Raw genomic sequence first — 22,129 nt, forward strand, 5'->3', positions numbered from 1 at the left:
GGTCCGGCCCGGCGGTGCCGATCCCACCGGCGTGGGAGTCGTGACGACGCCCGCGGTCGAGGTGACCGGGCTGCGCGTGCGGTTCGGGACGGTCGAGGCCGTGGCGGGCGTGGACCTGCGGGTCGAGCCAGGCCAGGCGCTGGCGCTGCTCGGCCGCAACGGCGCGGGCAAGTCGACGACGATGCGGGTGCTCGCGGGCGTCGTACCGCCGAGCGGGGGCACCGCCCACGTCGCCGGGTACGACATCCGGGCGGTGCCGCTCGAGGCCAAGCGTGCGGTCGGCTACTGCCCCGACGTGGGCGGCCTGGTGCCGCGGGCGACGCCGTGGGAGCACCTCCAGCTGAGCGCCCGGCTGCGCCGGCTCACCGGCTGGGAGGACCGCGGGCGCCGGCTCCTGGAGACCTTCGACCTCGGCGGCGTGGCGCACCGGGTGACCGCGGGCTTCAGCCACGGCATGTGCCGGCGGCTGAGCGTGGTCCTCGCGGCGCTGCACGAGCCGGCGGTGCTGCTGCTCGACGAGCCCTTCGACGGCGTCGACCCGATCGGGGTCGAGGCGACCTTCGGCGTGATCGAGGACGCGCGCTCGCGGGGTGCGGGCGTCCTGGTCTCGACCCATCTGCGCGATCTCGCGGTCCAGGTGTGCGCGGAGGTCGCGGTGCTGCGTGGCGGGGTCCGGATGGCGACCGTGCCGGCCGGCTTCATGAGCGGCGACGAGGGCGCCCGTGCGTACCGCGCTCTCCTGGCCTGAGCTGCGCCGCTCGGGCGCGGACCTGCGGCACCTGCTGTGGTTCCGCGCCGCCACCGTACGACGCCCGCGCACCGTCGCGGTCGCCCTGGCCGCGCTCGTCGTGGTCACCGTGGCCGCGGCGACGCTGCCGGCCGCGTTCGCGGTGCCCCGCGACCTCGACCGGCTGGTCCGCCCGGCGCTCGCCGCGATCGTCCTGGTCGCGGTCGGCGGTGCGGTGGCCGCGGGCGGAGGTCGCGAGCTGCTGGCCCGGGACCCGGCCGCGGTGCACCCGGTCGGCCCGGTCACCGACCACCTCGGCGCGCTGCTGCTCGCCCCGCTGAGCGCGGGCTGGCTGATCCAGGCGTGGGCGCTGCTCGGCCTGGTGGCCGCGACGGGCGGCGTCGCGGCCCAGCCGGTGACGCTGGCCTGGCTGCTCGCCGTGACCGCGCTGGCCCAGGCCGTCGGCTGGGCCGCGGAGTGGCTGCGCCGGCGCCGGGTCCTCGCCTGGCTCGCGCTGCCGCTGGCCGGTCCCGGCCTCGCCCCGACGCTGCCGGTCGCCGCGGTGGTCGTCGACGGCGGAGCGGGGGCGCGGGCGAGCACCGTGGTCCTGCTGCTCGTCGCGGCCGGTGCCCTGGTCGCCCTCGGCGGGGTCCTCGCGGTGGCGGCCGCACGGCTCGCGCCCCGCGACGAGGTACGCCGCGAGACCCGGCTCCATCCCGCCCGGCCGACGCCCGCCTCGGACCTGGCGATGGTGCGCCGGATCGACCGGGCCTCGGTGTGGCGCAGCGTCCCGCTGCGCCGGGGCACGCTGTTCCTCGGCGTCGCGCCGGGTGCGGTCGCCCTGGCGGGCGGGCTGGAGTGGCCGGTGCTCGTGCTGATGCCGGGCCTGGTGGCGTCGGGCTGCGTGCTGCTCTTCGGGGTGAACCTGTGGTGCCTCGACGGCCGTGGCCTGCTCTGGCGCGAGTCGCTGCCGGTGCCGCCGGGCACGGTCGTGGCCGCCCGGGTGTGGGTGCTGGCCGAGGTGCTCGTCGGGGGCGGCCTGCTCACGCTGGTGCTGGGGGCGGTGCGCGCGGGGCGGCCGTCCGCGGCGGAGGCGCTCGCCGTCGTCCTCGCGCTCGCGGTGGTGGTCGGCCAGGCCGTCTCCGCGGCGCTGCGCTGGTCCGCGGCCCGGCCCCACGCGGTCGACCTCCGCTCGGCACGGGCCACGCCCGCGCCGCCGCTGGCGATGGTCGGCTACTCGATCCGGCTCGCCGTCGCGACGACCCTGACCGGGCTGCTCCTCGGCGGGCTGGCCGGTGCGGCCCGGATCGACCTGCTCCTCGCCGCGGCGGCGGTCCTGCTCGCCGTCTCGGCGCTGCGGATCGTGCGAGCCGCGCGTCGCTGGGCCGATCCCGTACGACGCGCGGCCGTGGTCGCCGTGGTGGCGGCCTGACCTCAGGGCGTGACGATCCCCTCGGCCACCCGCGCCGCGCCGCCGAGGTAGCCCGCGAGCAGCGCCCGCGCGACGGCCCGCAGGTCCGCCTCGCTGGGCAGGAAGGTCGCCGTGTGCAGCGAGGTGTCGGTCTCGCTGCCGACGAACATCATCGTCGCCGGCATCCGCTCGGAGAAGAACGAGAAGTCGTCGGCGCCGAGCGAGCGCAGGTCGGTCGAGACCGGCATGCCCTGGGAGCTGAGCTGGGCGGCGACGACCTCGACCAGGCGCGGGTCGTTCTCGAGGACCGGCTCGCCGACGGTGATCCGGACCTCGGCCTCGCAGTCGTGCGCGCGGGCGATGTTCTCGGAGACCGACACGATCCGCTCGTGGAGCAGGGCGCGGGTCTCGGAGGCGAGGGCCCGGATGGTGCCGGTGGCCCGCGCGACGTCCGGTACGACGTTCGCGGCCTGGCCGGCCTGGAACGACGAGACGCCGACGACGGCCGAGCGCATCGGGTCGACCGACCGGCTGACCACGCTCTGGAGCGCGACCACGGTCTCGGCCAGGGCGAGCAGCGGGTCGTCGGCCAGGTGCGGGTACGCCGCGTGCCCGGACTCGCCGCGCACGACGATCTCGAACTCGTCGGACGAGGCGTTGACCCCGCCCGGCACGCAGGCGACGACGCCGGCCGGCAGCGCCGGCTGGATGTGGGCGCCGATCATCACGACGCATTCCTCGGCGTCGAGCACGCCGTGCTCGGCGATGTCCTTGGCGCCGGAGGGATAGGTCTCCTCGCGCGGCTGGAGCACGACGAGCAGCGGCACCGGGGCGCCGACCTCGTGGATCGTCCGGGCCACCGCGACGAGCGCGGCCAGGTGGACGTCGTGCCCGCAGGCGTGCATGACACCGGGGTTCTGGGAGGTCCAGGGGACGCCGGTCGCCTCGGTGACGGGCAGCGCGTCCATCTCGCCGCGGACGCCGACGCAGGGGCCGGGCCCGCCGATCCGGAGCACGGCGCCGGTCTCGGCGACCTTGACCGGCGTCGACGTACCGGGCAGCGCCTGGAGCACGAGGTCGCGGGTGAGGGACTCGTCGCCGGAGAGGTCCGGCTGCTGGTGCAGGGCCTGGCGCAGCACGGCGGCCTCGGCGAGGTGGCTGTCGAGGACGGCCCAGATGTCAGCCACGACGGCCTCCGTAGACGCGTTCGGCGTTGTCGCGGCCGACCAGGGTGGCGACCCGGACCGCGTCCGCGACCGACCACTCGCCGGCGGCGACCCAGCGGGAGAGGACCTCGGTCATCCCGCGCCGCCAGAGCACGGCACCGAGCAGGTGCAGCTCGGAGGGGCCCCAGGCGTCGGAGGAGTAGAGGACCTTGCCGAACGGCGCGAGCTCGAGCGACTCGGCCAGCACCGCGGGCGACGCGGCGCCGGTGTAGTTCACCGCGAGACCGACGTCGAGGTAGACGTGGGGGAACGCCTGGGCCAGGAAGCCCGCCTGGCGCTGGAAGGGGTAGCAGTGCAGCAGCAGGACGTCGCTGCCCGACGGCTCCACGAGGCGCAGCCAGTCGGCGAGCAGCAGCGGGTCGCAGCGGCGCAGGTCGAGGTCGGGGTCGCCGAAGCCGGCGTGGAGCTGGAGCGGCAGGCCGGTGTCGATGCCGTGCCAGAGCAGCATCCGCAGCAGGACCGGGTGGTCGACGCGGGGGACGACGGTCTCGTCCTCGAGCGCGGCGAGCCAGTGCGACGCGGCCTCGCGGACCTCGTCGGACGACGGCCGGGCAGGGTCGAACTCGAAGCCGTGCCGGTAGGCGATGACCGACTTCAGGCCCGCGGCGCCGGCGGTGGCGCGCGCGAGAGCGGCGAGGAAGCGGTCCTCGAGGCCGGCGGCGTCGCCGTCGCGGGCCACCGACTCGAGCACGGTCTCCAGGCGGACGATCTCCTCGACGGACGCGCCGGGGACCCGGGCGCCGAAGTCGTCGAGGCTGACCAGGGCGTCGCCGCGGAAGCCGGTGTCGATCAGCCAGCGCTCGACGCCGGCCGCGCCGAGCAGGCGCCGGTCGACCTCGTCGGTGGGGAGCGCGGCGCGCGCGGCGACGTAGTCCTCGATGGGGGCGTGCGGGTCGAGGCCGAGCAGCGGTGCGCAGTGCCGTCGTACGGCGAACGCGACCTGGGTGTCGAAGGGCGAGGTGCCGGCCGCGGCCGGGCGGTCGGACTCGGTGAGCAGGTCGCCGAGCTCGGCCAGCCCGACGGGGGCCGCGAGCGCGGAGTGCACGTGGTGGTCGACCAGGCGCAGCGCGCCGATCGCCTCGGCGAGCGCGGGGGAGGGCTCAGTAGACATCGGCGAACCTCGCGCAGCGCTCGACGTCGGACAGCTCGGCCACGGCGGCGAGCTCGGCGCGCTTGACGGAGACGTGGGTGTCGAGCAGGTCGGGGTGGAACCAGCCGGTGACGACCGGGTCGGCGGCCAGGTCGTCGAGGGCGGCGGGGAGGTCCTTGGGCAGCAGCGGGACGCCGGCCAGCTCGTCCTCGGTGACCGTCTCGGGCCAGATGGTCGGGTCGGGCAGCTCGCCGGTGATCCCGGCCAGGCCGGCCCGGATGAGCACGCCGAGGGTGAGCCAGGGGTTCGCGGTCGCGTCGGCGGCGCGGAACTCCAGGTTGTACTGGCGGGCGGGGTTGCCGCCGCCGGCGGTGCTGGTCGGGCAGATGCGCAGGAGCGCCTCGCGGTTGCGCTCGGCGAGGAAGACGCCGCCGGCGCTCCAGCGGTGCGGGGTCAGCCGCAGGTACGACACCGGGCTGGGTGCGGTGAAGGCGAGCAGCGCCTGGGCGTGGGCGAGGATGCCCGCGGCGAAGCGCCGGCCGACCTCGCTCAGCGCCGCGGGGGCGGCCGGGTCGTAGAGCGCCGGGGCGCCGTCGGCGGTCTGGAGCGAGAGGTGCACGTGGACACCGTTGCCGCTGCCGTCGGGGTGGGTGAGCGGGGCGAAGGTGACGGTGCGGCCGTGCCGGCGGGCCAGGTCGCGGACGAGCTCCTTGACCAGCACGGCGCGGTCGGCGGCGACCAGGCCGGGCGCCGGCTCGAGGGTCACCTCGAACTGGTCGGCGCCGTACTCGGGGAGCCAGTTCTCGGGCTGGAGGCCGGTCGCGGCCAGCAGCGCGACCAGCTCGGAGCCGAAGGGCTCGATGCTGCGGTGCCGGGCGAACGAGAAGGGCGCGGTCGCGGGCAGCCCGTCGACCATGAACTCGTGCTCGAAGGAGGCGGTCACCTCGAGCCCGGTGGCGGTGCGCAGGTCGTCGAGCGCCTGGCGCGCGAACGTCCGCGGGCAGCACGCCCAGGGGGAGCCGTCGGACTCGGTCTGGTCGGCGAGCACCAGCGACACCGCCGGGTCCTCGCCGCGGGCGGGGATCTCGACCCGGGTCGAGGCGTCGGGCATCAACTTGAGGTCGCCGGTCGAGCCGAAGACGTTGGGCGCGATCGTGCCGAAGGCGGTGATGGCCAGGTCCGCGGGTACCCAGCCGACGCCGCGCTGGAGGACGGAGTCCGCGGCGGCCGCGGGCACCGAGCGTCCGCGCAGCTGGCCGGCGAGGTCGCTGGTCGCGACGAAGAGCGTCTGGTCGGGGGTCATCGTCCACCTTCTCGGTCGGGAGCAGGTACGTCCACGCACCGGCTAGCACGATTGGTACACGCATTACAGGATCAGGTCAAGAGATCAGTTCTGCAATGGACGTTACGAATCTGTGCTGCTCTCGATCATCTCATCCCGGGTGCGCGGGACTGGCACGGCCGTTACAGAAAGTTCTCCGAAGGGTATTGCCGTAAGAAACGTTTCAGCCTACGGTGATCCGGGTCTCACCACTGTCGAAGGAGTTCCCCGATGAGCAAGCGCATCCGGTTCCGCAACCTCGCGGAGGCCGAGCGACTGGCCAAGCGTCGGCTGCCGCGTGCGGTCTGGCTGGCCGTCAAGGCCGGCAACGAGCAGGGCTGGACGCTGGACGAGAACATCCAGGCGTTCAACGAGCTCGGCTTCTCGCCCACGGTCTTCGACCGGCCGACGAGCATCGACCTGAAGACCTCCCTGCTGGGTCTCGACATCGACTTCCCGGTCGTCATCTCCCCGGTCGGTGCCCAGGCGATCCACCCCGACGGTGAGATCGGCGTCGCCCGCGCCGCCGCCCGCGCCGGGACGGCGGTCGGCCTCAGCTCGTGGGCCTCCGACCCGGTCACCGAGGTCGCCCGCGCCAACGACAAGACGATCTTCCAGCTCTACTGGGTCGGCACCAAGGCCGAGATCGAGGCCCGCGTCGAGGCGGCCCGCGCCGCCGGCGCCAAGGCGCTCATCGTCACCCTCGACTGGTCGCACACCCCGCGCCGCGACTGGGGCGTGCCCCCGGCCCCGCCGAGCGACATGAAGCTGCGCACGATGGCCGACCTCGCCCCCGAGGCGCTCTCCCGGCCGCTCTGGTTCGGCAGCTACCTGCGCCGCGGCCGGATCCCCGACCTCAAGGTGCCCAACCTGTTCGAGCTCGACGGCTCGACGCCGTACTTCGGCGCCGCGTGGTCGCGCTTCGAGGAGACGCCCGCCCCCACCTGGGACGACGTCAAGTGGCTCCGTGAGCTGTGGGGCGGCCCGTTCATGGTCAAGGGCATCAACACGGTCAAGGACGCCAAGCTCTGCGTCGACCTGGGTGCCGACGCCATCGGCATCTCCAACCACGGCGGCAACAACATCGACGGCAGCCCCTCGCCGCTGCGCTACCTGCCCAGCATCGTCGACGCGGTCGGCGACCAGGTCGAGGTCACCCTCGACGGCGGCATCCGCCGTGGCTCGGACGTCGTCAAGGCGCTCGCGCTCGGTGCCCGGGCGGTCTTCGTGGGCCGCGCCTTCCTCTACGGCCTCGCGGTCAACGGCGAGGACGGCGTCCACGAGGTCCTGCAGATCCTGCGCAGCGGCATCCGCGAGACCATGTTCGGTATCGGGCGCAGCTCGATCTCGGAGCTGAGCCGCGAGGACCTGATGGTGCTCAACCCGCACTTCTTCGTCCCGCCGGCGAGCTGACCCGCCTGGCGACCCACGGAACGGAGAGAGCAGATGGCACGCATCATCATCGTCGGAGCCGGCAGCGCCGGTTGCGTCGCCGCCGCCCGGCTGAGCGAGGAGCACGAGGTCGTGCTGCTCGAGGCCGGCCCCGACTGGCAAGGCACCGCGACCGGCACCCGGCTCGCCTCGGCGAACTGGATGGACGCGATGGTCTCGCCCGAGGCCTTCGACCCGGGCCTGGTGGCCACCCGCCTCGCCGGTGACGCGCCGCGGCAGTACCACCGGGGCCGCGGTGTCGGCGGCTCGTCGTCGGTCAACGCGATGCTGGCCCTGCCCGGGCTGCCGCGCGACTACGACCGCTGGGCCGAGCACTACGGCCTCGACGACTGGTCCTGGGACGCCGTCGCGCCGACCTTCGAGCGGCTCGCCCGCGACCTGGTCGCCACCCCGGCCGAGGACTACACGCCGATGGACCGGGCGCTCGTCGACGCCGCCGGCGCGCTCGGCCTGACCACGGGCGTCGACACCCTGACCCCCGACGACGGCGGCGGCACGCTGTGGCGCAACGCCGACGCGCTCGGCCGCCGCTCCAGCGCCGAGGTCTACCTGCGGCCCGCGCTCGACCGCGGCACCGTCGAGCTGCGGACCGAGGCCCGCGTCGACCGGCTGCTGCGCGAGGGGGACGCCGTCGTCGGCGTCGTCCTGGTCGACGGCACCCCGCTGCACGCCGACCACGTGGTGCTGGCCGCCGGGGCCGTCGAGACCCCGGCGATCCTGCTCCGCAGCGGCTGCGACCGGCCCGGCGTCGGCAAGGGGCTCCAGGACCACCCGGCCGCCTCGATCCTGCTGGCGTTGCGCCCCGAGGCCCGCGAGGTGCGGGCCGGGCAGCCGTGCATCAACGCGGTCGTGCGGACGTCCTCCAGCATCGAGGACGGCGACATCCACGTGCTGCCCATGCAGGGCGCTCTCTCCGAGACCTCGCCCGCCCACCACGCCGTGGTGATGGCCGCGGTGATGACGGTGACCTCCACCGGCGAGGTCCGGTTGAACCCCGAGGACCCCACCGGCCCGCCGGTCATCGCCGAGCGGATGCTCACCACCGACCGCGACCGCCAGGTCATGCGCGAGGCGGTCGACGTCGCGCGCCGGCTGCTGGCGACGGCGCCCTTCCAGGAGATCGTCGAGGAGGCCTTCATCGACGCCGCCGGCACCCACGTGTCGGCGCTCGACGACCCGGCGACGTACGACGCCTGGCTGACGTCGTCGATCGGCGACTACTTCCACGCCGTCGGCACCGCCCGGATGGGCCGCGCCGACGACCCCGGCGCGGTCGTCGACCAGCGCGGCCGCGTGCACGGCCTCGACAACGTCCGGGTGCTCGACTGCTCGGTCATCCCCGAGGTGCCCGCCGCCAACACCCACCTGCCCGTGGTGATGGTGGCCGAGCGGCTCAGCGCCGCCCTGCTCGCCGACCTCGCCCCGACCCCCTCCGCCTCCGCCTCCGAAGGAGCCCCCGACCGTGTCCACTCTGTCTGAGCCCACCACCACCGACCAGGCGGCCGACCAGGCCGCGACCTGGCGGCGCTCCGAGGCCGTCGTACCGCGGGGCGTCTCGTCGGGCCACCGGGTCGGCTGGAAGCAGGTCTTCGTCCGCACCCAGGGTGCCTACATCTGGGACCAGGAGGGCCGGCAGTACGTCGACTACCTCAACGCCTGGGGCCCGATCGTGCTCGGTCACAGCGACCGGCGCGTCAACGAGGCCGTCCTGACCGCCGCCAACACCTGCGACCTGACCGGCGTCGGCCCCCAGGCCGGCGAGGCCGAGCTGGCCGAGCGGATCTGCGCGGTCATGCCGTCGGCCGACAAGGTCGCCTTCTGCACCTCCGGCACCGACGCGACCATGCACGCCGTGCACGTCGCCCGGGCCGCGACCGGCCGGCTCAAGATCCTCAAGTTCCACGGCTCGTACCACGGCTGGAACGACCACGTCGCCGTCGGCAGCTCGCGCAAGGACCTCACCGAGGGCTCGGCGCTCAACACCCCCAACGGCGGCGGGCTGCACCCGGCCGTGGTCGCCGACGTCGTCGTCGTCGAGTGGAACGACCCGGCCGGCCTCCGCGCCGCCTTCGACCAGTACGGCGACCAGCTGGCCGCCGCGTTCACCGAGGGCTACGTGCACAGCTTCGGCTGCGTCCCGGCCGCGCCCGGCTTCCTCGAGCTGCTCCGCGAGCTCTGCACCGCCCACGGCGTCGTCATGGTCATGGACGAGGTCAAGACCGGCTTCCGCGCGGCGATCGGCGGCTACCAGTCGATCTGCGGCGTGACGCCCGACCTGACCGCCTTCGGCAAGGCCGTCGCCAACGGCTACTCGCTCGCCGGCCTGGCCGGGATCGACGGGCTGATGGGCCACCTCGGTGCCTACAGCAAGACCGAGGCGACGATCGACGGGACGTACAACGCCTCGCCCTACGCGCTCGCCGCGGCCAACAAGACGATGCAGATCATGGAGAGCGACGACATCTTCACCACGCTCTACGCGCGCGGTGAGCAGATGCGCACCGGCATCGCCGACGCCATCGCCGAGACGGGCGCCCCGGCGACCGTGACCGGTCTCGGCTCGGAGTGGTGCGTCTACTTCCGTCCCGAGCTCCCCACCAACTTCCGCGAGGCGATGCAGTCCGACGGCGAGATGTACGGGCGTTACCACGCCTCGCTGCTCGCCCAGGGCGTCCTCGAGCCGGCGTTCCCGACCGGGGACCGCCGCCTCAACGCGGCCACCACCGAGGCCGACGTCGCCACCACCATCGAGTGCGTCCGGGTCGCACTGCGGGCCGCCGTCTCCTAGTTCGTCCCCTCGGCGCTTCGCCCCTTCCACCACCACTCCGACCCCACCTCTTCTCACCCTAGGTAGGACCCATGCTTGGTTTCGCGCGCCCTTTTTCAGGCCGTAAGGCCCTGGTGGCGGCTGCTGTCGCCCCTCTCGTCCTGACCGCCGCCTGCTCCGGCGGCTCCGACTCCGCGAGCGGGAACGACGACCAGCTCGTCATCGGCTTCGCCCTCAGCCAGAGCGGCAACATGGCGCCGTTCGACGTCGAGCCCGGCAACGCCGCGCTGCTCCGGATCAAGGAGCTCAACGACGGCGGCGGCATCGACGGCAAGAAGATCAAGGTGATCAGCAAGGACGTCCGCTCCAACCCCGACACCGTCGGCACCGCGGCCACCGAGCTCATCGCCGAGGGCATCGACCTGCTCGTCACCCCCTGCGACTTCGACCTCAGCGCCCCCGGCGCCTCGGTCGCCCAGGCCTCCGAGATCCCCTCGGTCTCGATCTGCGCGGGCGACCCCAAGATGGCCGACACCAAGACGCTCGGCGACTACGTCTTCTCCGCCAACGCGGGCAGCGACGTCGAGGGCTCCTCGGGCGCGGCCTGGGCCTACGAGAAGGGCTGGCGCACGGCGTACGTGCTGCAGGACGAGAGCATCGAGTACACCAAGTCGGCCGGCCGCTACTTCACCGCGAAGTTCGAGGACCTCGGCGGCAAGATCGTCGGCGACGACGCCTTCCCGGGCGGCGACAACGTCAACATCAGCAGCCAGGCGAGCCGGCTCAAGGGTCTGTCGACCAAGCCCGACTTCGTCTACGTCGCGAGCTGGAACCCCGGTGGCGCCACGGCGATCCGCCAGCTCCGCGAGGCCGGCGTGACCGTTCCGATCGTCGGGCCCGCCGCGCTCGACGGCCAGGTGCTGCTCGACGTCGTCGGTGAGAAGGCCAGCGACATCTACTACACCGGCTTCGCCTGCTACGTGTACTGCACCGGCGCCGACTCGGCCGACCTCGACGCCTTCGTCAAGGACTACCAGGCCGAGTACAAGTCCGAGCCCGCGTCGAGCTACGCGCTGCTCGGCTACAACATGGTCTCCGCCATCGCGGACGCCGCCGGCAAGGCGAAGTCCTTCTCGGGCAGCGACCTCAAGGCCGCGCTCGAGGGCGACGGCTCGGTGAAGACGCCGATCGGCGACGTCGCCTACTTCTCCAAGACCTGCCACAAGATCATCGACATGCCGATGACCGTCGTCCAGGTCGCCAACGGTGCGATGACCTTCGCCGGACAGCAGCGCGTCGACTCCATCCCGGACGTCGGCGACGGCAACTCCTGCGCGTCATGACCACCGTCACCCAGCTCTCCCGTCGGTCATCCGTGCTGCGGATGGCCGACGGGGGGATCCACTTCGACGGCGTCAAGGCCGTCGACGGCGTCTCCATCGAGGTGCGCAGCGGTGAGGTGCTCGGCCTGATCGGGCCCAACGGCTCGGGCAAGACCAGCACCCTCAACCTGCTGAGCGGGATGCTGCGCGCGACGTCCGGGACGATCTGGCTCGACGACGTCAACCTCACCCGGCACTCGATGCGGCAGCGCGCCCGGCGCGGCGTCGTACGGACCTTCCAGAGCGGGCGCGTCTTCGGCCGGCTCACGGTCCGTGAGAACGTCGAGGCCGCGGCGCTCGGCGCCGGGCTGCGGCGCCGCGAGGCGCGGGCGCTCACCGAGGAGATCCTCGAGGAGCTCGCGCTCGACGGCGTCGCCCAGGACCGGGCCGAGCAGCTCACGGCCGGCCGGGTCCGTACGACGGCGATCGCCCGCGCGCTCGCCGCCCGGCCCCGGTTCCTGCTCCTCGACGAGCCGGCCGCGGGCCAGAACGAGACCGAGGCGGTCGAGCTCATCACCGCGATCCGCGGCTTCGCGCAGCGGCGCGAGTGCGGCGTCCTGCTCGTCGAGCACGACATGTCCGTGGTGATGGGCACCTGCGACCGGCTGCACGTCCTCGACAGCGGCCGGACCGTCATCGAGGGCGAGCCGGCGGCCGTCCGCTCCGATCCCCAGGTCATCGAGATCTACTTCGGAAAGCGACACTGACATGGTCCTGCGCATCGAGGACGTCCACCTCCAGTACGGCTCCTCCGTCCGGGCCGTCCAGGGCTGCTCGCTCGAGGTCGGCGAGGGCGAGCTGGTCTCGCTCATCGGCCAGAACGGGGCCGGCAAGAGCACCCTGGTCAAGGCGATCATGGGCGAGGTGCCCGTGGCGTCCGGCTCGATCACCGTCGACGGCACCTCGGTCGCGAGCAAGTCGTGGTCGACCATCCGGGCCGGCGTCTCGCACGTCCCCGAGAGCCGTGGCATCTTCGCCAGCCTCACCGTGGGCGAGAACCTGCGCCTGGGCGCGGTCACCCGCAAGGACAAGGCGCAGGTGGCGGCCGACATCGAGCGCGAGCTCGAGCGGTTCCCGATCCTGCGCACCTACTGGAACCGCGGTGCCAGCCTGCTCTCCGGTGGTGAGCAGCAGCAGCTCGCGATCGCGCGGGCGCTCCTGCTCAACCCCCGCATCCTCCTGCTCGACGAGCCGACGCTGGGCCTGGCGCCCATCGTCGTCGACCTGATCTTCGACGTCGTCGTCGCGCTGCGCGAGCAGGGCATGACGATCCTCCTCGTCGAGCAGAACGCCGTCCGTTCGCTCGAGGTCTCCGACCGCTCCTACGTGCTCCAGGCACCCGGCAAGGTGCTGGGCAGCGGGACCGCGGCCGAGCTCGGCCGGATGCCGGCCGTCGTCGACTACCTCGGCTTCTCTCCTGCTGAAGTGGGTGTCTCCCGATGATCCTGGAGTTCCTGATCAACGCGGTCGGGCTCGGCGCGCTCTACGCCCTGCTGACGATCGGCGTCGCGCTGCTGTTCGGCGTGCTCGGCCTGATGAACTTCGCGTACGGCGAGCTCATCCTCGCCGGCGCGTTCGCGATGTACCTGTTCCGCGACCAGCCCTGGCCGTTCGCGCTCCTGATGGCGATCGTCTTCGCCGTCGTGGTGGCGCTGATCAGCGAGCGGCTCGCCTTCCACCCGCTGCGCAACGCCGACCCGGTGACGCTGATGATCGCGTCCTTCGCGGTCAGCCTCGCGCTCCAGAGCCTGGCCCGGATGACCGTGCTGCCCCGCACCCGCGGCGTACCGCCGGAGCGCTTCCTGTCGCACCGCGTCAACATCCTCGGCGCCGACGTCAGCGTGCTCGACCTCGTCACCCTCGTGCTGTGCGGCGTGATGCTGCTCGTGGTCGCCTGGCTGATGGGCCGGACCAGCCTCGGCATCCAGCTGCGTGCCGCGGCCGAGGACTTCCGGATGGCCGCGAGCCTCGGCGTCAAGGCCAACCTCGTCATCCCCGCCGCCTTCGTCATCGTCGGCGTGCTGTCGGCGATCGGCGGCGCGGTGCTCGTCGCCCGCCAGGGCTCGGTCGGCGCCGACATGGGCCTGCAGCCGATGCTCATCGGCGTCGTGGGCGCCGTCCTCGGTGGGATGAGCAGCCTCAGGGGCGCCGCGCTCGGCGGCTTCCTGCTCGGTGCGGCCACGGCGCTCCTGGAGTCGCTGCTGCCGACCGACCTGATCGCGTTCCGTGACGCCTTCCTGTTCTCGGCGCTCATCGCGGTCCTCGTCGTCCGGCCCCAGGGCCTCCTCTCCGGCGCGAAGGTGCGTGTCTCGTGAAGAACCAGAACCGGGTCCTCGCCGCGGTGCAGACGCCCGTCATCCTCGTCGGACTCGTCCTGCTCGCCGCCCTCGTCGGCGTCACCGGGGACGTCACGACCGCGCGGGTGGCGACGCTCGCGCTCGTCTCGGTCGTCTTCGTGGTCGGCCTGTCGGTCTTCTCCGGCAACTCCGGGGTGATGTCGTTCGGGCACGTCATGTTCATGGCGGCCGGGGCGTACACGACGGCGTACCTGACCATCCCGGTGCCGCTGAAGAAGACGCTCTTCTCCGACCTGCCCGGCTGGCTGTCGTGGCTGGCCGAGGTGCACAGCAGCTTCCCCGTCGCGCTCCTCGCCGGCGGTCTCGTCGCCGCCGTCGTCGGCCTGGTGACAGCGCCCGTCGTGGCCCGGCTCAGCGGCCTGCAGTCGGGCATCGCGACGCTGGCCATGCTGCTCATCACCTACAACGTCCTCAACAGCTGGACCGAGGTCACCCGCGGCTCGTCGAGCATGATCGGCATCCCCCGCGGGACGACGACCTGGTGGGCCTTCGGCGTCGCCGCGGGCGCCGTCGTGGTGGCCTGGCTCTACCGCTGCTCGCGCGGCGGCCTCCAGCTGCGCGCCTCCCGCGAGGACTTCTGGGCCGCGCAGGCCTCCGGCATCGCCGTGGGCCGGCACCGGGCGACCGCCTGGGTGCTCAGCGCGCTCGTGTGCGGCCTGGCCGGCGCGCTCTACGCGGGCTACCTCACGTCGTTCAACGTCAACGGGTTCTTCCTGACCGCGACCTTCTCGTTCGTCGTGATGATCGTGCTCGGCGGCTACCTCTCGCTCAGCGGCGCCGTCGTCGGCGCCCTGGCCGTGAGCGCGTTGCAGGAGGTGCTGCGGCGCTTCCAGGACGGGCAGTTCACCGGCGGCAACGAGCTGCCGGCCGGCGTCGCCGACCTGATCGTCGCGGCCGTGCTGCTGCTCGTGCTGATCAAGCGGCCGTACGGGCTGATGGGGGTGCGCGAGCTGCGGATCCCGCGTCGTCGTACCCGTCGGGCGGCGGGTGACGGCACCGCGCCCGTCGCCACGCGGACCGAGGAGCCGGTGGGCAGCGTCAGCGGCTGAGTCACAATGGGGCGCGTCTGACCACTCACCTCGGGGGAGATCTCATGCGCGTGCCCAGCGTCGGCGACCAGCTCGGCCGGTACCACCTGGACCGGGTCCTCGGCCAGGGCGGCATGGGCGTCGTCTTCGCCGCGACCGATCCGCGGCTCCAGCGGACGGTCGCGGTCAAGGTGATCACCGGGACGCTCGCCCGGTCGCCGGAGTTCCGGCAGCGCTTCCAGGACGAGGCCGCGGTCCTCGCCCGGCTCGACTCGCCGCACGTGATCACGATCCACGACCACGACGAGGTCGACGGGACGCCGTACATCGTCACGCAGTACGTCGACGGCCGCGACCTGTGGAGCTGGCTGCGCGAGCGCGGCCCGATGCCGGCCCGGCAGGCACTCCAGCTCTGCGCCCAGCTGGCGCGCGGACTGGCCGACGCCCACCGGGCCGGCGTCGTCCACCGCGACGTGAAGCCGTCCAACATCCTGATCCGCGACCCCGGGACCCCCGACCAGCACGGCTACCTGTGCGACTTCGGGATCGCCCGCGCCGACGGCATCGACAGCCCCGCCCCCACCGCGGCCGGCACCGTCGCCGGCTCCTGGTCCTACCTCGCGCCGGAGCGCTCCGACGGCGCGCCCGCCTCGCCCGCGAGCGACGTCTACGCCCTCGGCTGCGTGCTGTGGGCCTGCCTGACCGGGCGCGAGCCGTACCAGGGCAGCGAGGTCCAGGTGGCGCTCGCCCACCAGCAGGCCCCGATCCCACGGCTCGCCGGCGACTCGGCGTTCACCACCGAGGTCAACGCCGTCCTCGGCCGGGCGCTGGCCAAGGACCCGGCCCGGCGCTATCCCGACGCCACCGCCTTCCGCGAGGACCTCGAGCGCCTCGCCGCCCTCGCCCCGCCGGACACCCTCGAGGGCGCTCCGGCAGGGCCGCCGCCCCCGCCTCCGCCGCCGCTGTCGGCTCCGTCCTCGTCGTCGCGGCGCTCCCGGGGGCCGCTGGTCGTGGCCGGGATCGTCGCGCTCGCGCTCGTCCTCGTCGCCGGTGGGATCACCGGCTGGCTGCTCACCCGCGACGACGACGAGCCGGCCGCGGAGCCCGACGCGGGCATCGCCGGCGACCTGACCGGCGACGACTACGGCGACGTACTGATCCACCAGACCCGGTTCGAGGCGCTCAGCCCGCTCTCGACCTGGACGGTGCCGTCGACCGGCGTCCAGTTCGGCTCGCCCCTCCGGGCCGGCGCCGAGGTCGGCCGCCCGCTCCTCGCGGACGTCGACGGCGACCGTCGTACCGATGTCGTGTGGCTCGACGAGGACGACGACCGGATGAGCATCGTGGTCGTGCCCGGCAAGGGCGAGCGGTGGACGGCCGAGCTCGACCTCGACCCGGCGTTCGACATCAAGGACTTCAACGCCGCGGCCGGCGATCTCGACGGCGACGGCAAGGACGACCTGATCCTGTTCGGCGACGCCTCCGACGACGCCGACGGCCTGCACGTCGCGCTCGCCGGGGACAAGGCCTTCGCGGCCCCGGAGCAGTGGTACACCGCGCCCCTGTCCCAGAGCCTCCCGGTGGCCGGCGACTTCGACGGCGACGGCAAGGACGAGGTGGTCTACTTCGCCCGCGACGACGCCCAGGAGGCCAACATCATGCGGGTGCTCCGGCCCGAGGACGGCAAGCTCGTCGAGGCCAGCAGCAAGGTCATCGGCGGCGCCGCCGTCAACCCGCTCCTCGTCTCCTGGCTCCCCGGCGACGTCGACGACGACGGTGCCGACGAGCTCGTCGCCGCCAACGCCACCGGCCGGGCGATCTTCGTCTACGACATCGTCGACGACACCGTCGCCCCCCGCACCCGCTGGTTCTCCGCCCAGGTCGCCACCGACGACGCCCGCAAGGCGCTCTACGACAGCGGCATCGCCGGCGAGGGCCTCAGCGACGTCGACGGCGACGGCGACGCCGACTTCGTCACCCTCCGCTACCGCGAGAACAACGGCGCCAAGGACGACGGCCTCGTCCTCTGGGTCCAGCTCTCCGACGGGAGGTCCTTCGGCGAGCCGGAGCAGTGGGGCGAGCTGGGCTGCGCCCCCGAGTGCGACGACGGGTTCGCGATCGTCCGGTGACCCACGAAGTGCGGGGGTCGCCCCCGCACTTCGTGGTGGGGACTACTCCGCGGACTCCTCCAGCAGCTCCAGCCGCTTGACGCCCGCCTCGCCGAGCTCGGCCGCGACCGCCGCGACGATGCTCTCGGTGAGCGCCATCGACGCGACCAGCGAGTCGAACGGCGAGGCCGAGTCGACGCGGGTCGGGAGGACGACGCGGGCGATCTTGGCGATCGGCGAGAGCCAGTTGTCGGTCATCAGGCAGACGGTCGCGCCGCGGGCGGCCATGCGCTCGGCGAAGACGAGGTTCTGCTCGGTGTAGCGGCGGTAGTCGTAGATCACGAACACTGTGCTGGCCGACGCGTCCGCCATCGTCGTACGACGATCGAGGTCGTCGTTGCTGACGTGGTGGACGCCCGAGCGCAGGAGGCGCAGGTGGGCGACGAGGTACTCCGAGACCGAGCTGCTGAACCGGCCGCCGGCGACCCGGACCTCGCGGCCCGGGTCGCACAGGAGCTTGACCAGCTTGGCGAACTCCGACTCCGGCAGCTCGTCGTACGACGCCGAGAGCATCGCCGCGAACGCCTGGTGGGTCTCGGTCAGGACGCCCTCCTCGGAGGGACCGACCTTCTCGGGGTACTGCTTCAGCGGCGAGCCCAGCTCGCCGTTGAGCTCGTGCACCAGGGCCCGCTGGAAGGCGGGGAAGCCGGGGAAGCCCAGGCGGGTCACGAAGCGCACCACCGTCGGGGGGCTGACCGAGGCCGCCGTCGCGAGGTCGACGACCGTGGTCAGGCCGGCGGTCGGGTACTGCGCGAGGAGCGCTCGGCCGACCTTGCGCTCGCTGTTGCTGAGCTCGTCGAGGGTCGCCATGAGCAGCTTGCGCACCGACGCATGCCCACCAGGGATGTCCGTCACTGTCCGAACCTATCAACGCGGGCGTGCCGGCCCGGCCCGATCAGCACCAGATCACCAGACCCGGTCGGTGAGGTCGACCTCGCGGGGGTCCTGCATGTGCGGGTAGGCGTGGTCGACGGCGGGGACGAAGGTCTCCTTGATCGAGCGGGGGCTGGTCCAGCGCAGGAGGTTGGTGGCGGCGCCGGCCTTGTCGTTGGTGCCCGAGGCCCGGCCGCCGCCGAAGGGCTGCTGGCCGACGACGGCGCCGGTGGGCTTGTCGTTGACGTAGAAGTTGCCGGCCGCGAAGCGCAGCCGCTCCGAGAGCCGGTGGACGACGGTGCGGTCGGTCGCGAACACCGCCCCCGTCAGCGCGTACGGCGACGTCGCGTCCACGAGGTCGGCGATCGCGTCGAGGGCGCCGGGCAGGCTGTCGTCGTAGACGTGGACCGCCAGGATGGGCCCGAAGAACTCGGTGCTGAACGCGGGGTGCTCGGGGTCGTCGATGCGCAGCACGGTGGGCCGGACGAACCAGCCCTTGCTGTCGTCGTACGTGCCGCCGGCGACGACCTCGACCTTCGGGTCGGCCTGGGCCTCGTCGAGGACGGCGCGGTGCTTGGCGAACGCGCGCTCGTCGATGACCGCGCCGATGAAGTTGCGGTGGTCGCGCACGTCGCCCATGGGCAGCGCGTCGACGGTCTCGGCGAGGTCGTCGCGGATCTGCTCCCACAGGCTGGAGGGGACGTACGCGCGCGAGGCGGCCGAGCACTTCTGGCCCTGGTACTCGAAGGAGCCGCGGATCAGCGCGGTGCGCAGCGCGACCGGGTCGGCGTCGGGAGCGGCGAGCACGAAGTCCTTGCCGCCGGTCTCGCCCACCAGGCGCGGGTACGACGCGTAGGTGTCCAGCCGCTGCGCCGTCTCGCGCCACAGGTGCCGGAAGGTCGGGGTGGAGCCGGTGAAGTGGATGCCGGCCAGGTCGGGCTGGTCGAGCACGACCTCGCTGACGGCCAGGCCGTCGCCGGTGACCATGTTGATGACGCCCGGCGGGAGGCCGGCCTCGCGCAGCAGGTCCATGGTCAGCGAGGCGGCGCGCTGCTGGGTGGGGCTGGGCTTCCAGACCACGGTGCTGCCCATGAGGGCGGGCGCGGTGGGCAGGTTGGCCGCGATGGCGGTGAAGTTGAACGGCGTGATCGCGTAGACGAAGCCCTCGAGCGGGCGGTGGTCGGTGCGGTTCCAGATGCCGGTGCTGTTGGCGACGGGCTGCTCGGCGAGCACCTCGCGGCCGAAGTGGACGTTGAAACGCCAGAAGTCGATGAGCTCGCAGGCCGCGTCGATCTCGGCCTGGTACGACGTCTTGGACTGCCCGAGCATGGTGGCGGCCACGAGCCGGGCCCGCCACGGACCGGCCAGCAGGTCGGCGGCGCGGAGGAAGACGGCCGCGCGCTCGTCGTACGGCAGGGCGCGCCAGGCGGGTGCCGCGGCGCGGGCGGCGGCGACGGCGGCGTGCGCGTCGTCGGTGGTGGCGTTGCGCAGGGTGCCCAGGAGCAGCTTGTGGTCATGGGGCGAGCGGACCTCGATCGGCGCGCCCGTACCGGTGACCGGCCGGCCGCCGATGACGTGGGGGAGCTCCTCGGAGCGGCTCGCCAGGTCGGCGAGAGCGGCGTTGAGCGCGGCGCGCTCGGGGCTGCCGGGGGCGTAGTCGAGCACCGGCTCGTTGACGGGCGCCGGCACACGGGTGATCGAGTCCACGGGATTCCTTCCTTCGTAACAGAGATTTCAGAATAGCCCCTTGCGAACCAAAGTGGAATGAATCATTCTATCTGCATGACGACGACCACCGCTGTGTCCAGCACGCCCGGGACGACGCCGCCGGAGGGCGCCGGCCAGGGCTCGACCGAGGCCCACCTCGCGCTGACCGAGGCGCACGCCGCGCACAACTACCACCCGCTCCCGGTGGTGCTCGCCTCCGGCGAGGGCGCCTGGGTGACCGACGTCGAGGGCAACCGCTACCTCGACTGCCTCGCGGGCTACTCCGCGCTCAACTTCGGCCACGGCCACCCGCGTCTGGTCGCGCGCGCCGCCGCCCAGCTCCAGCGCCTCACCCTGACCAGCCGGGCGTTCTTCAACGACCAGCTCGGCCCGTTCGCGCAGGCGCTCGCCGGGCTCACCGGCAAGGACATGGTGCTGCCGATGAACTCCGGCGCCGAGGCCGTCGAGACCGCGATCAAGGTCAGCCGCAAGTGGGGCTACCAGGTCAAGGGCGTGACGCCGGGCACGGCGAAGATCATCACGATGCACGGCAACTTCCACGGCCGGACCACGACGATCGTCAGCTTCTCCGACGACGACGAGGCGACCGCGGACTACGGCCCGTTCACGCCCGGCTTCGTCAGCGTCCCCTACGGCGACATCGACGCCGTCGCCGCGGCGATCGACGACTCGACCGTCGCCGTGCTCTTCGAGCCGATCCAGGGCGAGGGGGGCGTCGTCGTCCCGGCGGAGGGCTTCCTGCCGGCGCTGCGCGCGCTGTGCACCGAGCGCAACGTGCTCATGGTCGCCGACGAGATCCAGTCCGGCCTGGCCCGCACGGGACGCACCTTCGCGTGCGACCACGACGACGTCGTCCCGGACATCTACGTGCTCGGCAAGGCGCTCGGCGGCGGGCTCTACCCTGTCTCCGCCATCGCCGCGGACCGTGCCGTGCTGGACGTCGTCCGGCCGGGAACGCACGGCTCGACCTTCGGCGGCAACCCGCTCGCCGCGGCGATCGGGCACGAGGTCGTCCAGCTGCTCGCCACCGGCGAGTTCCAGGAGCGCGCCCAGGTGCTCGGCGCCCGCCTCGAGGCCGGACTGCGCGAGCTGATCGGCAGCGGCCTGGTCGCCGTACGGGTGCGGGGGCTGTGGGCCGGCGTGGACGTCGACCCGAGCCTGCTCACCGGCCGCCAGGTCTGCGAGGGTCTGATGAGGCACGGGATCCTGGCCAAGGACACGCACGGCTCGACGGTGCGCTTCGCGCCGCCGCTGGTCGCCACCGAGTCCGACATCGACCTGCTCGTCACCACGCTGCGCACCGTGCTGGAGGAAGCGCGCCGATGACCGCCACCCTCGCGGCTCCGGTCCAGGACCGGAACCCGCTCGTCGCCGCGCGCAGCCAGCTCGCCGACGCGATCGCGCTGCTCGACCTCGGCCCCGGCATGCTCGACATGCTCGCCACCCCGCGCCGCGAGGTGACCGTGTCGGTCCCGCTGCGCCGCGACGACGGCAGCGTCGAGGTGCTCATCGGGCACCGCGTCCAGCACAACCTGTCCCGCGGCCCCGCCAAGGGCGGCGTCCGGTTCAGCCCCCACGTCTCCCTGGACGAGGTCCGGGCGCTCGCCATGTGGATGACCTGGAAGTGCGCGCTGGTCAACATCCCCTACGGCGGCGCCAAGGGCGGCGTCACCCTCGACCCGCGCCAGTACTCGCGCGGCGAGCTGCAGCGGGTCACCCGGCGCTACACCTCCGAGCTGATGCCGCTGCTGGGCCCGACGACCGACATCCCCGCGCCCGACATCGGCACCGACGAGCAGGTCATGTCCTGGATGATGGACACCTACTCGGTCAACCGCGGCCACACCGTGCTCGGCGTCGTCACCGGCAAGCCCGTCGCCCTCGGCGGCTCCCTCGGCCGCGCCAGCGCCACCTCGCGCGGCGTCGTCCACGTGGCGCTCGCCGCACTGGGCCACCGCGGCATCGCCGTCCGCGGCGCCACGGCCGCGGTGCAGGGCTTCGGCAAGGTCGGCCGCGACGCGGCCCGCCTGCTCGCCGACGCCGGCGTGCGGGTGCTCGCCGTGAGCGACCAGTACGGCGCGGTCCACGACCCCGCCGGGCTCGACGTACCGGCCCTCATGGCGCACGTCGACAGCACCGGCAGCGTCGTCGGCTTCGCCGCCTCCGAGCCGATGGACGCCGGCGACGACCTCCTCTACCTCGACGTCGACCTGCTCGTCCCGGCCGCCGTCGAGGCCGTCATCAACGCCGACAACGCCCACCGGGTCCGGGCCCGCGTGATCGCCGAGGGCGCCAACGGACCGACCACCCCCGCGGCCGACGCCGTGCTCGCGGACGCCGGGGCGCTCGTCGTACCGGACATCCTGGCGAACGCCGGCGGCGTGATCGTGTCCTACTTCGAGTGGGTGCAGGCCAACCAGGCCTACTGGTGGAGCGAGGACGACGTCAACGCCCGCCTCGCCGAGCGCATGCAGGTCGCCTGGGAGGGCGTCGTCGCGTACGCCGAGCGGCGGGACATCTCGCTGCGCCAGGCGGCGACCACGCTCGCGGTCGAGACGGTCGCGAACGCGCACCTGGCGCGGGGGCTCTACCCGTAGCC

At 73.3% G+C, this 22,129-nt stretch carries 18 protein-coding genes; 13 read left to right on the forward strand and 5 right to left on the reverse strand.

Features of this window, described 5'->3' with window-relative positions:
* The first annotated feature begins 40 nt into the window (after positions 1 to 40).
* Together CCO04_RS00890 and CCO04_RS00895 are read left to right on the forward strand one after the other, a co-directional pair.
* The gene (locus CCO04_RS00890) at positions 41 to 748 is read left to right on the forward strand and encodes an ABC transporter ATP-binding protein (RefSeq protein ID WP_215812213.1); all 708 of its coding nucleotides are present in this window, start codon (positions 41 to 43) and stop codon (positions 746 to 748) included.
* Entirely contained in the window at positions 723 to 2,159 is a 1,437-nt protein-coding gene (locus tag CCO04_RS00895) for a hypothetical protein (protein WP_215812214.1), read from the forward strand. Before CCO04_RS00890 ends, CCO04_RS00895 begins: the two co-directional genes overlap by 26 nt.
* 2 nt (positions 2,160 to 2,161) lie before the next feature.
* On the opposite strand, the gene CCO04_RS00900 is transcribed toward CCO04_RS00895, so the two are convergent.
* The 3 genes from CCO04_RS00900 to CCO04_RS00910 are packed head-to-tail and all read right to left on the reverse strand — an operon-like array spanning position 2,162 to position 5,757.
* Positions 2,162 to 3,325 (reverse strand): M20 family metallopeptidase, encoded by a 1,164-nt coding sequence (locus CCO04_RS00900; protein WP_215812215.1) that lies wholly within the window; start codon positions 3,323 to 3,325, stop codon positions 2,162 to 2,164.
* The gene (locus CCO04_RS00905; RefSeq protein WP_215812216.1) at positions 3,318 to 4,475 is read right to left on the reverse strand and encodes an amidohydrolase family protein; all 1,158 of its coding nucleotides are present in this window, start codon (positions 4,473 to 4,475) and stop codon (positions 3,318 to 3,320) included. The genes CCO04_RS00900 and CCO04_RS00905 overlap by 8 nt, the downstream gene beginning before the upstream one ends.
* The gene (locus CCO04_RS00910; protein WP_215812217.1) at positions 4,465 to 5,757 is read right to left on the reverse strand and encodes a glutamine synthetase family protein; all 1,293 of its coding nucleotides are present in this window, start codon (positions 5,755 to 5,757) and stop codon (positions 4,465 to 4,467) included. Before CCO04_RS00910 ends, CCO04_RS00905 begins: the two co-directional genes overlap by 11 nt.
* A 249-nt stretch (positions 5,758 to 6,006) precedes the next feature.
* On the opposite strand from CCO04_RS00910, the gene mftD reads away from it, so the two are divergent.
* From mftD to CCO04_RS00955, 9 genes are all read left to right on the forward strand, one after another.
* Complete coding sequence (gene mftD, locus CCO04_RS00915) at positions 6,007 to 7,188, forward strand: pre-mycofactocin synthase MftD (protein ID WP_215812218.1); 1,182 nt, start codon at positions 6,007 to 6,009, stop codon at positions 7,186 to 7,188.
* Positions 7,189 to 7,221: 33 nt separating this feature from the next.
* Positions 7,222 to 8,706, forward strand: a complete 1,485-nt coding sequence (locus CCO04_RS00920; protein WP_215812219.1) for a GMC family oxidoreductase — start codon at positions 7,222 to 7,224, stop codon at positions 8,704 to 8,706.
* Entirely contained in the window at positions 8,690 to 10,015 is a 1,326-nt protein-coding gene (locus CCO04_RS00925; protein WP_215812220.1) for an aspartate aminotransferase family protein, read from the forward strand. The genes CCO04_RS00920 and CCO04_RS00925 overlap by 17 nt, the downstream gene beginning before the upstream one ends.
* Before the next feature lie 113 nt (positions 10,016 to 10,128).
* Positions 10,129 to 11,337, forward strand: coding sequence for an ABC transporter substrate-binding protein (locus CCO04_RS00930; RefSeq protein WP_215812221.1), 1,209 nt, complete (start codon positions 10,129 to 10,131; stop codon positions 11,335 to 11,337).
* Positions 11,334 to 12,083, forward strand: coding sequence for an ABC transporter ATP-binding protein (locus CCO04_RS00935; protein ID WP_215812873.1), 750 nt, complete (start codon positions 11,334 to 11,336; stop codon positions 12,081 to 12,083). The genes CCO04_RS00930 and CCO04_RS00935 overlap by 4 nt, the downstream gene beginning before the upstream one ends.
* 1 nt (position 12,084) lies before the next feature.
* Positions 12,085 to 12,819 carry an ABC transporter ATP-binding protein gene (locus tag CCO04_RS00940; RefSeq protein ID WP_215812222.1) on the forward strand — a complete coding sequence of 245 codons (735 nt, stop codon included), beginning with the start codon at positions 12,085 to 12,087 and terminating at the stop codon, positions 12,817 to 12,819.
* Positions 12,816 to 13,691: a branched-chain amino acid ABC transporter permease gene (locus tag CCO04_RS00945; protein WP_215812223.1), complete on the forward strand. Its 876-nt coding sequence runs from the start codon at positions 12,816 to 12,818 to the stop codon at positions 13,689 to 13,691. The genes CCO04_RS00940 and CCO04_RS00945 overlap by 4 nt, the downstream gene beginning before the upstream one ends.
* Positions 13,688 to 14,782 carry a branched-chain amino acid ABC transporter permease gene (locus tag CCO04_RS00950; protein ID WP_215812224.1) on the forward strand — a complete coding sequence of 365 codons (1,095 nt, stop codon included), beginning with the start codon at positions 13,688 to 13,690 and terminating at the stop codon, positions 14,780 to 14,782. Before CCO04_RS00945 ends, CCO04_RS00950 begins: the two co-directional genes overlap by 4 nt.
* A gap of 44 nt (positions 14,783 to 14,826) precedes the next feature.
* Entirely contained in the window at positions 14,827 to 16,890 is a 2,064-nt protein-coding gene (locus tag CCO04_RS00955) for a serine/threonine-protein kinase (RefSeq protein ID WP_215812225.1), read from the forward strand.
* Between the two features lie 42 nt (positions 16,891 to 16,932).
* On the opposite strand, the gene CCO04_RS00960 is transcribed toward CCO04_RS00955, so the two are convergent.
* Both CCO04_RS00960 and pruA read right to left on the reverse strand, forming a co-directional pair.
* On the reverse strand, positions 16,933 to 17,784 hold the full coding sequence (locus CCO04_RS00960) for a MurR/RpiR family transcriptional regulator (protein WP_215812226.1): 852 nt from the start codon (positions 17,782 to 17,784) through the stop codon (positions 16,933 to 16,935).
* Between the two features lie 51 nt (positions 17,785 to 17,835).
* A complete protein-coding gene (pruA, locus tag CCO04_RS00965; protein ID WP_215812227.1) occupies positions 17,836 to 19,509 on the reverse strand; it encodes an L-glutamate gamma-semialdehyde dehydrogenase in 1,674 nt (557 codons plus the stop codon).
* A 75-nt stretch (positions 19,510 to 19,584) separates the two neighbouring features.
* On the opposite strand from pruA, the gene rocD reads away from it, so the two are divergent.
* Positions 19,585 to 20,856 (forward strand): ornithine--oxo-acid transaminase, encoded by a 1,272-nt coding sequence (gene rocD, locus CCO04_RS00970; protein ID WP_215812228.1) that lies wholly within the window; start codon positions 19,585 to 19,587, stop codon positions 20,854 to 20,856.
* The gene (locus CCO04_RS00975; protein ID WP_215812229.1) at positions 20,853 to 22,127 is read left to right on the forward strand and encodes a Glu/Leu/Phe/Val dehydrogenase; all 1,275 of its coding nucleotides are present in this window, start codon (positions 20,853 to 20,855) and stop codon (positions 22,125 to 22,127) included. Before rocD ends, CCO04_RS00975 begins: the two co-directional genes overlap by 4 nt.
* Positions 22,128 to 22,129 lie beyond the last annotated feature (2 nt).

This window comes from Pimelobacter sp. 30-1, assembly GCF_018831735.1.
Lineage (GTDB): Bacteria > Actinomycetota > Actinomycetes > Propionibacteriales > Nocardioidaceae > Nocardioides.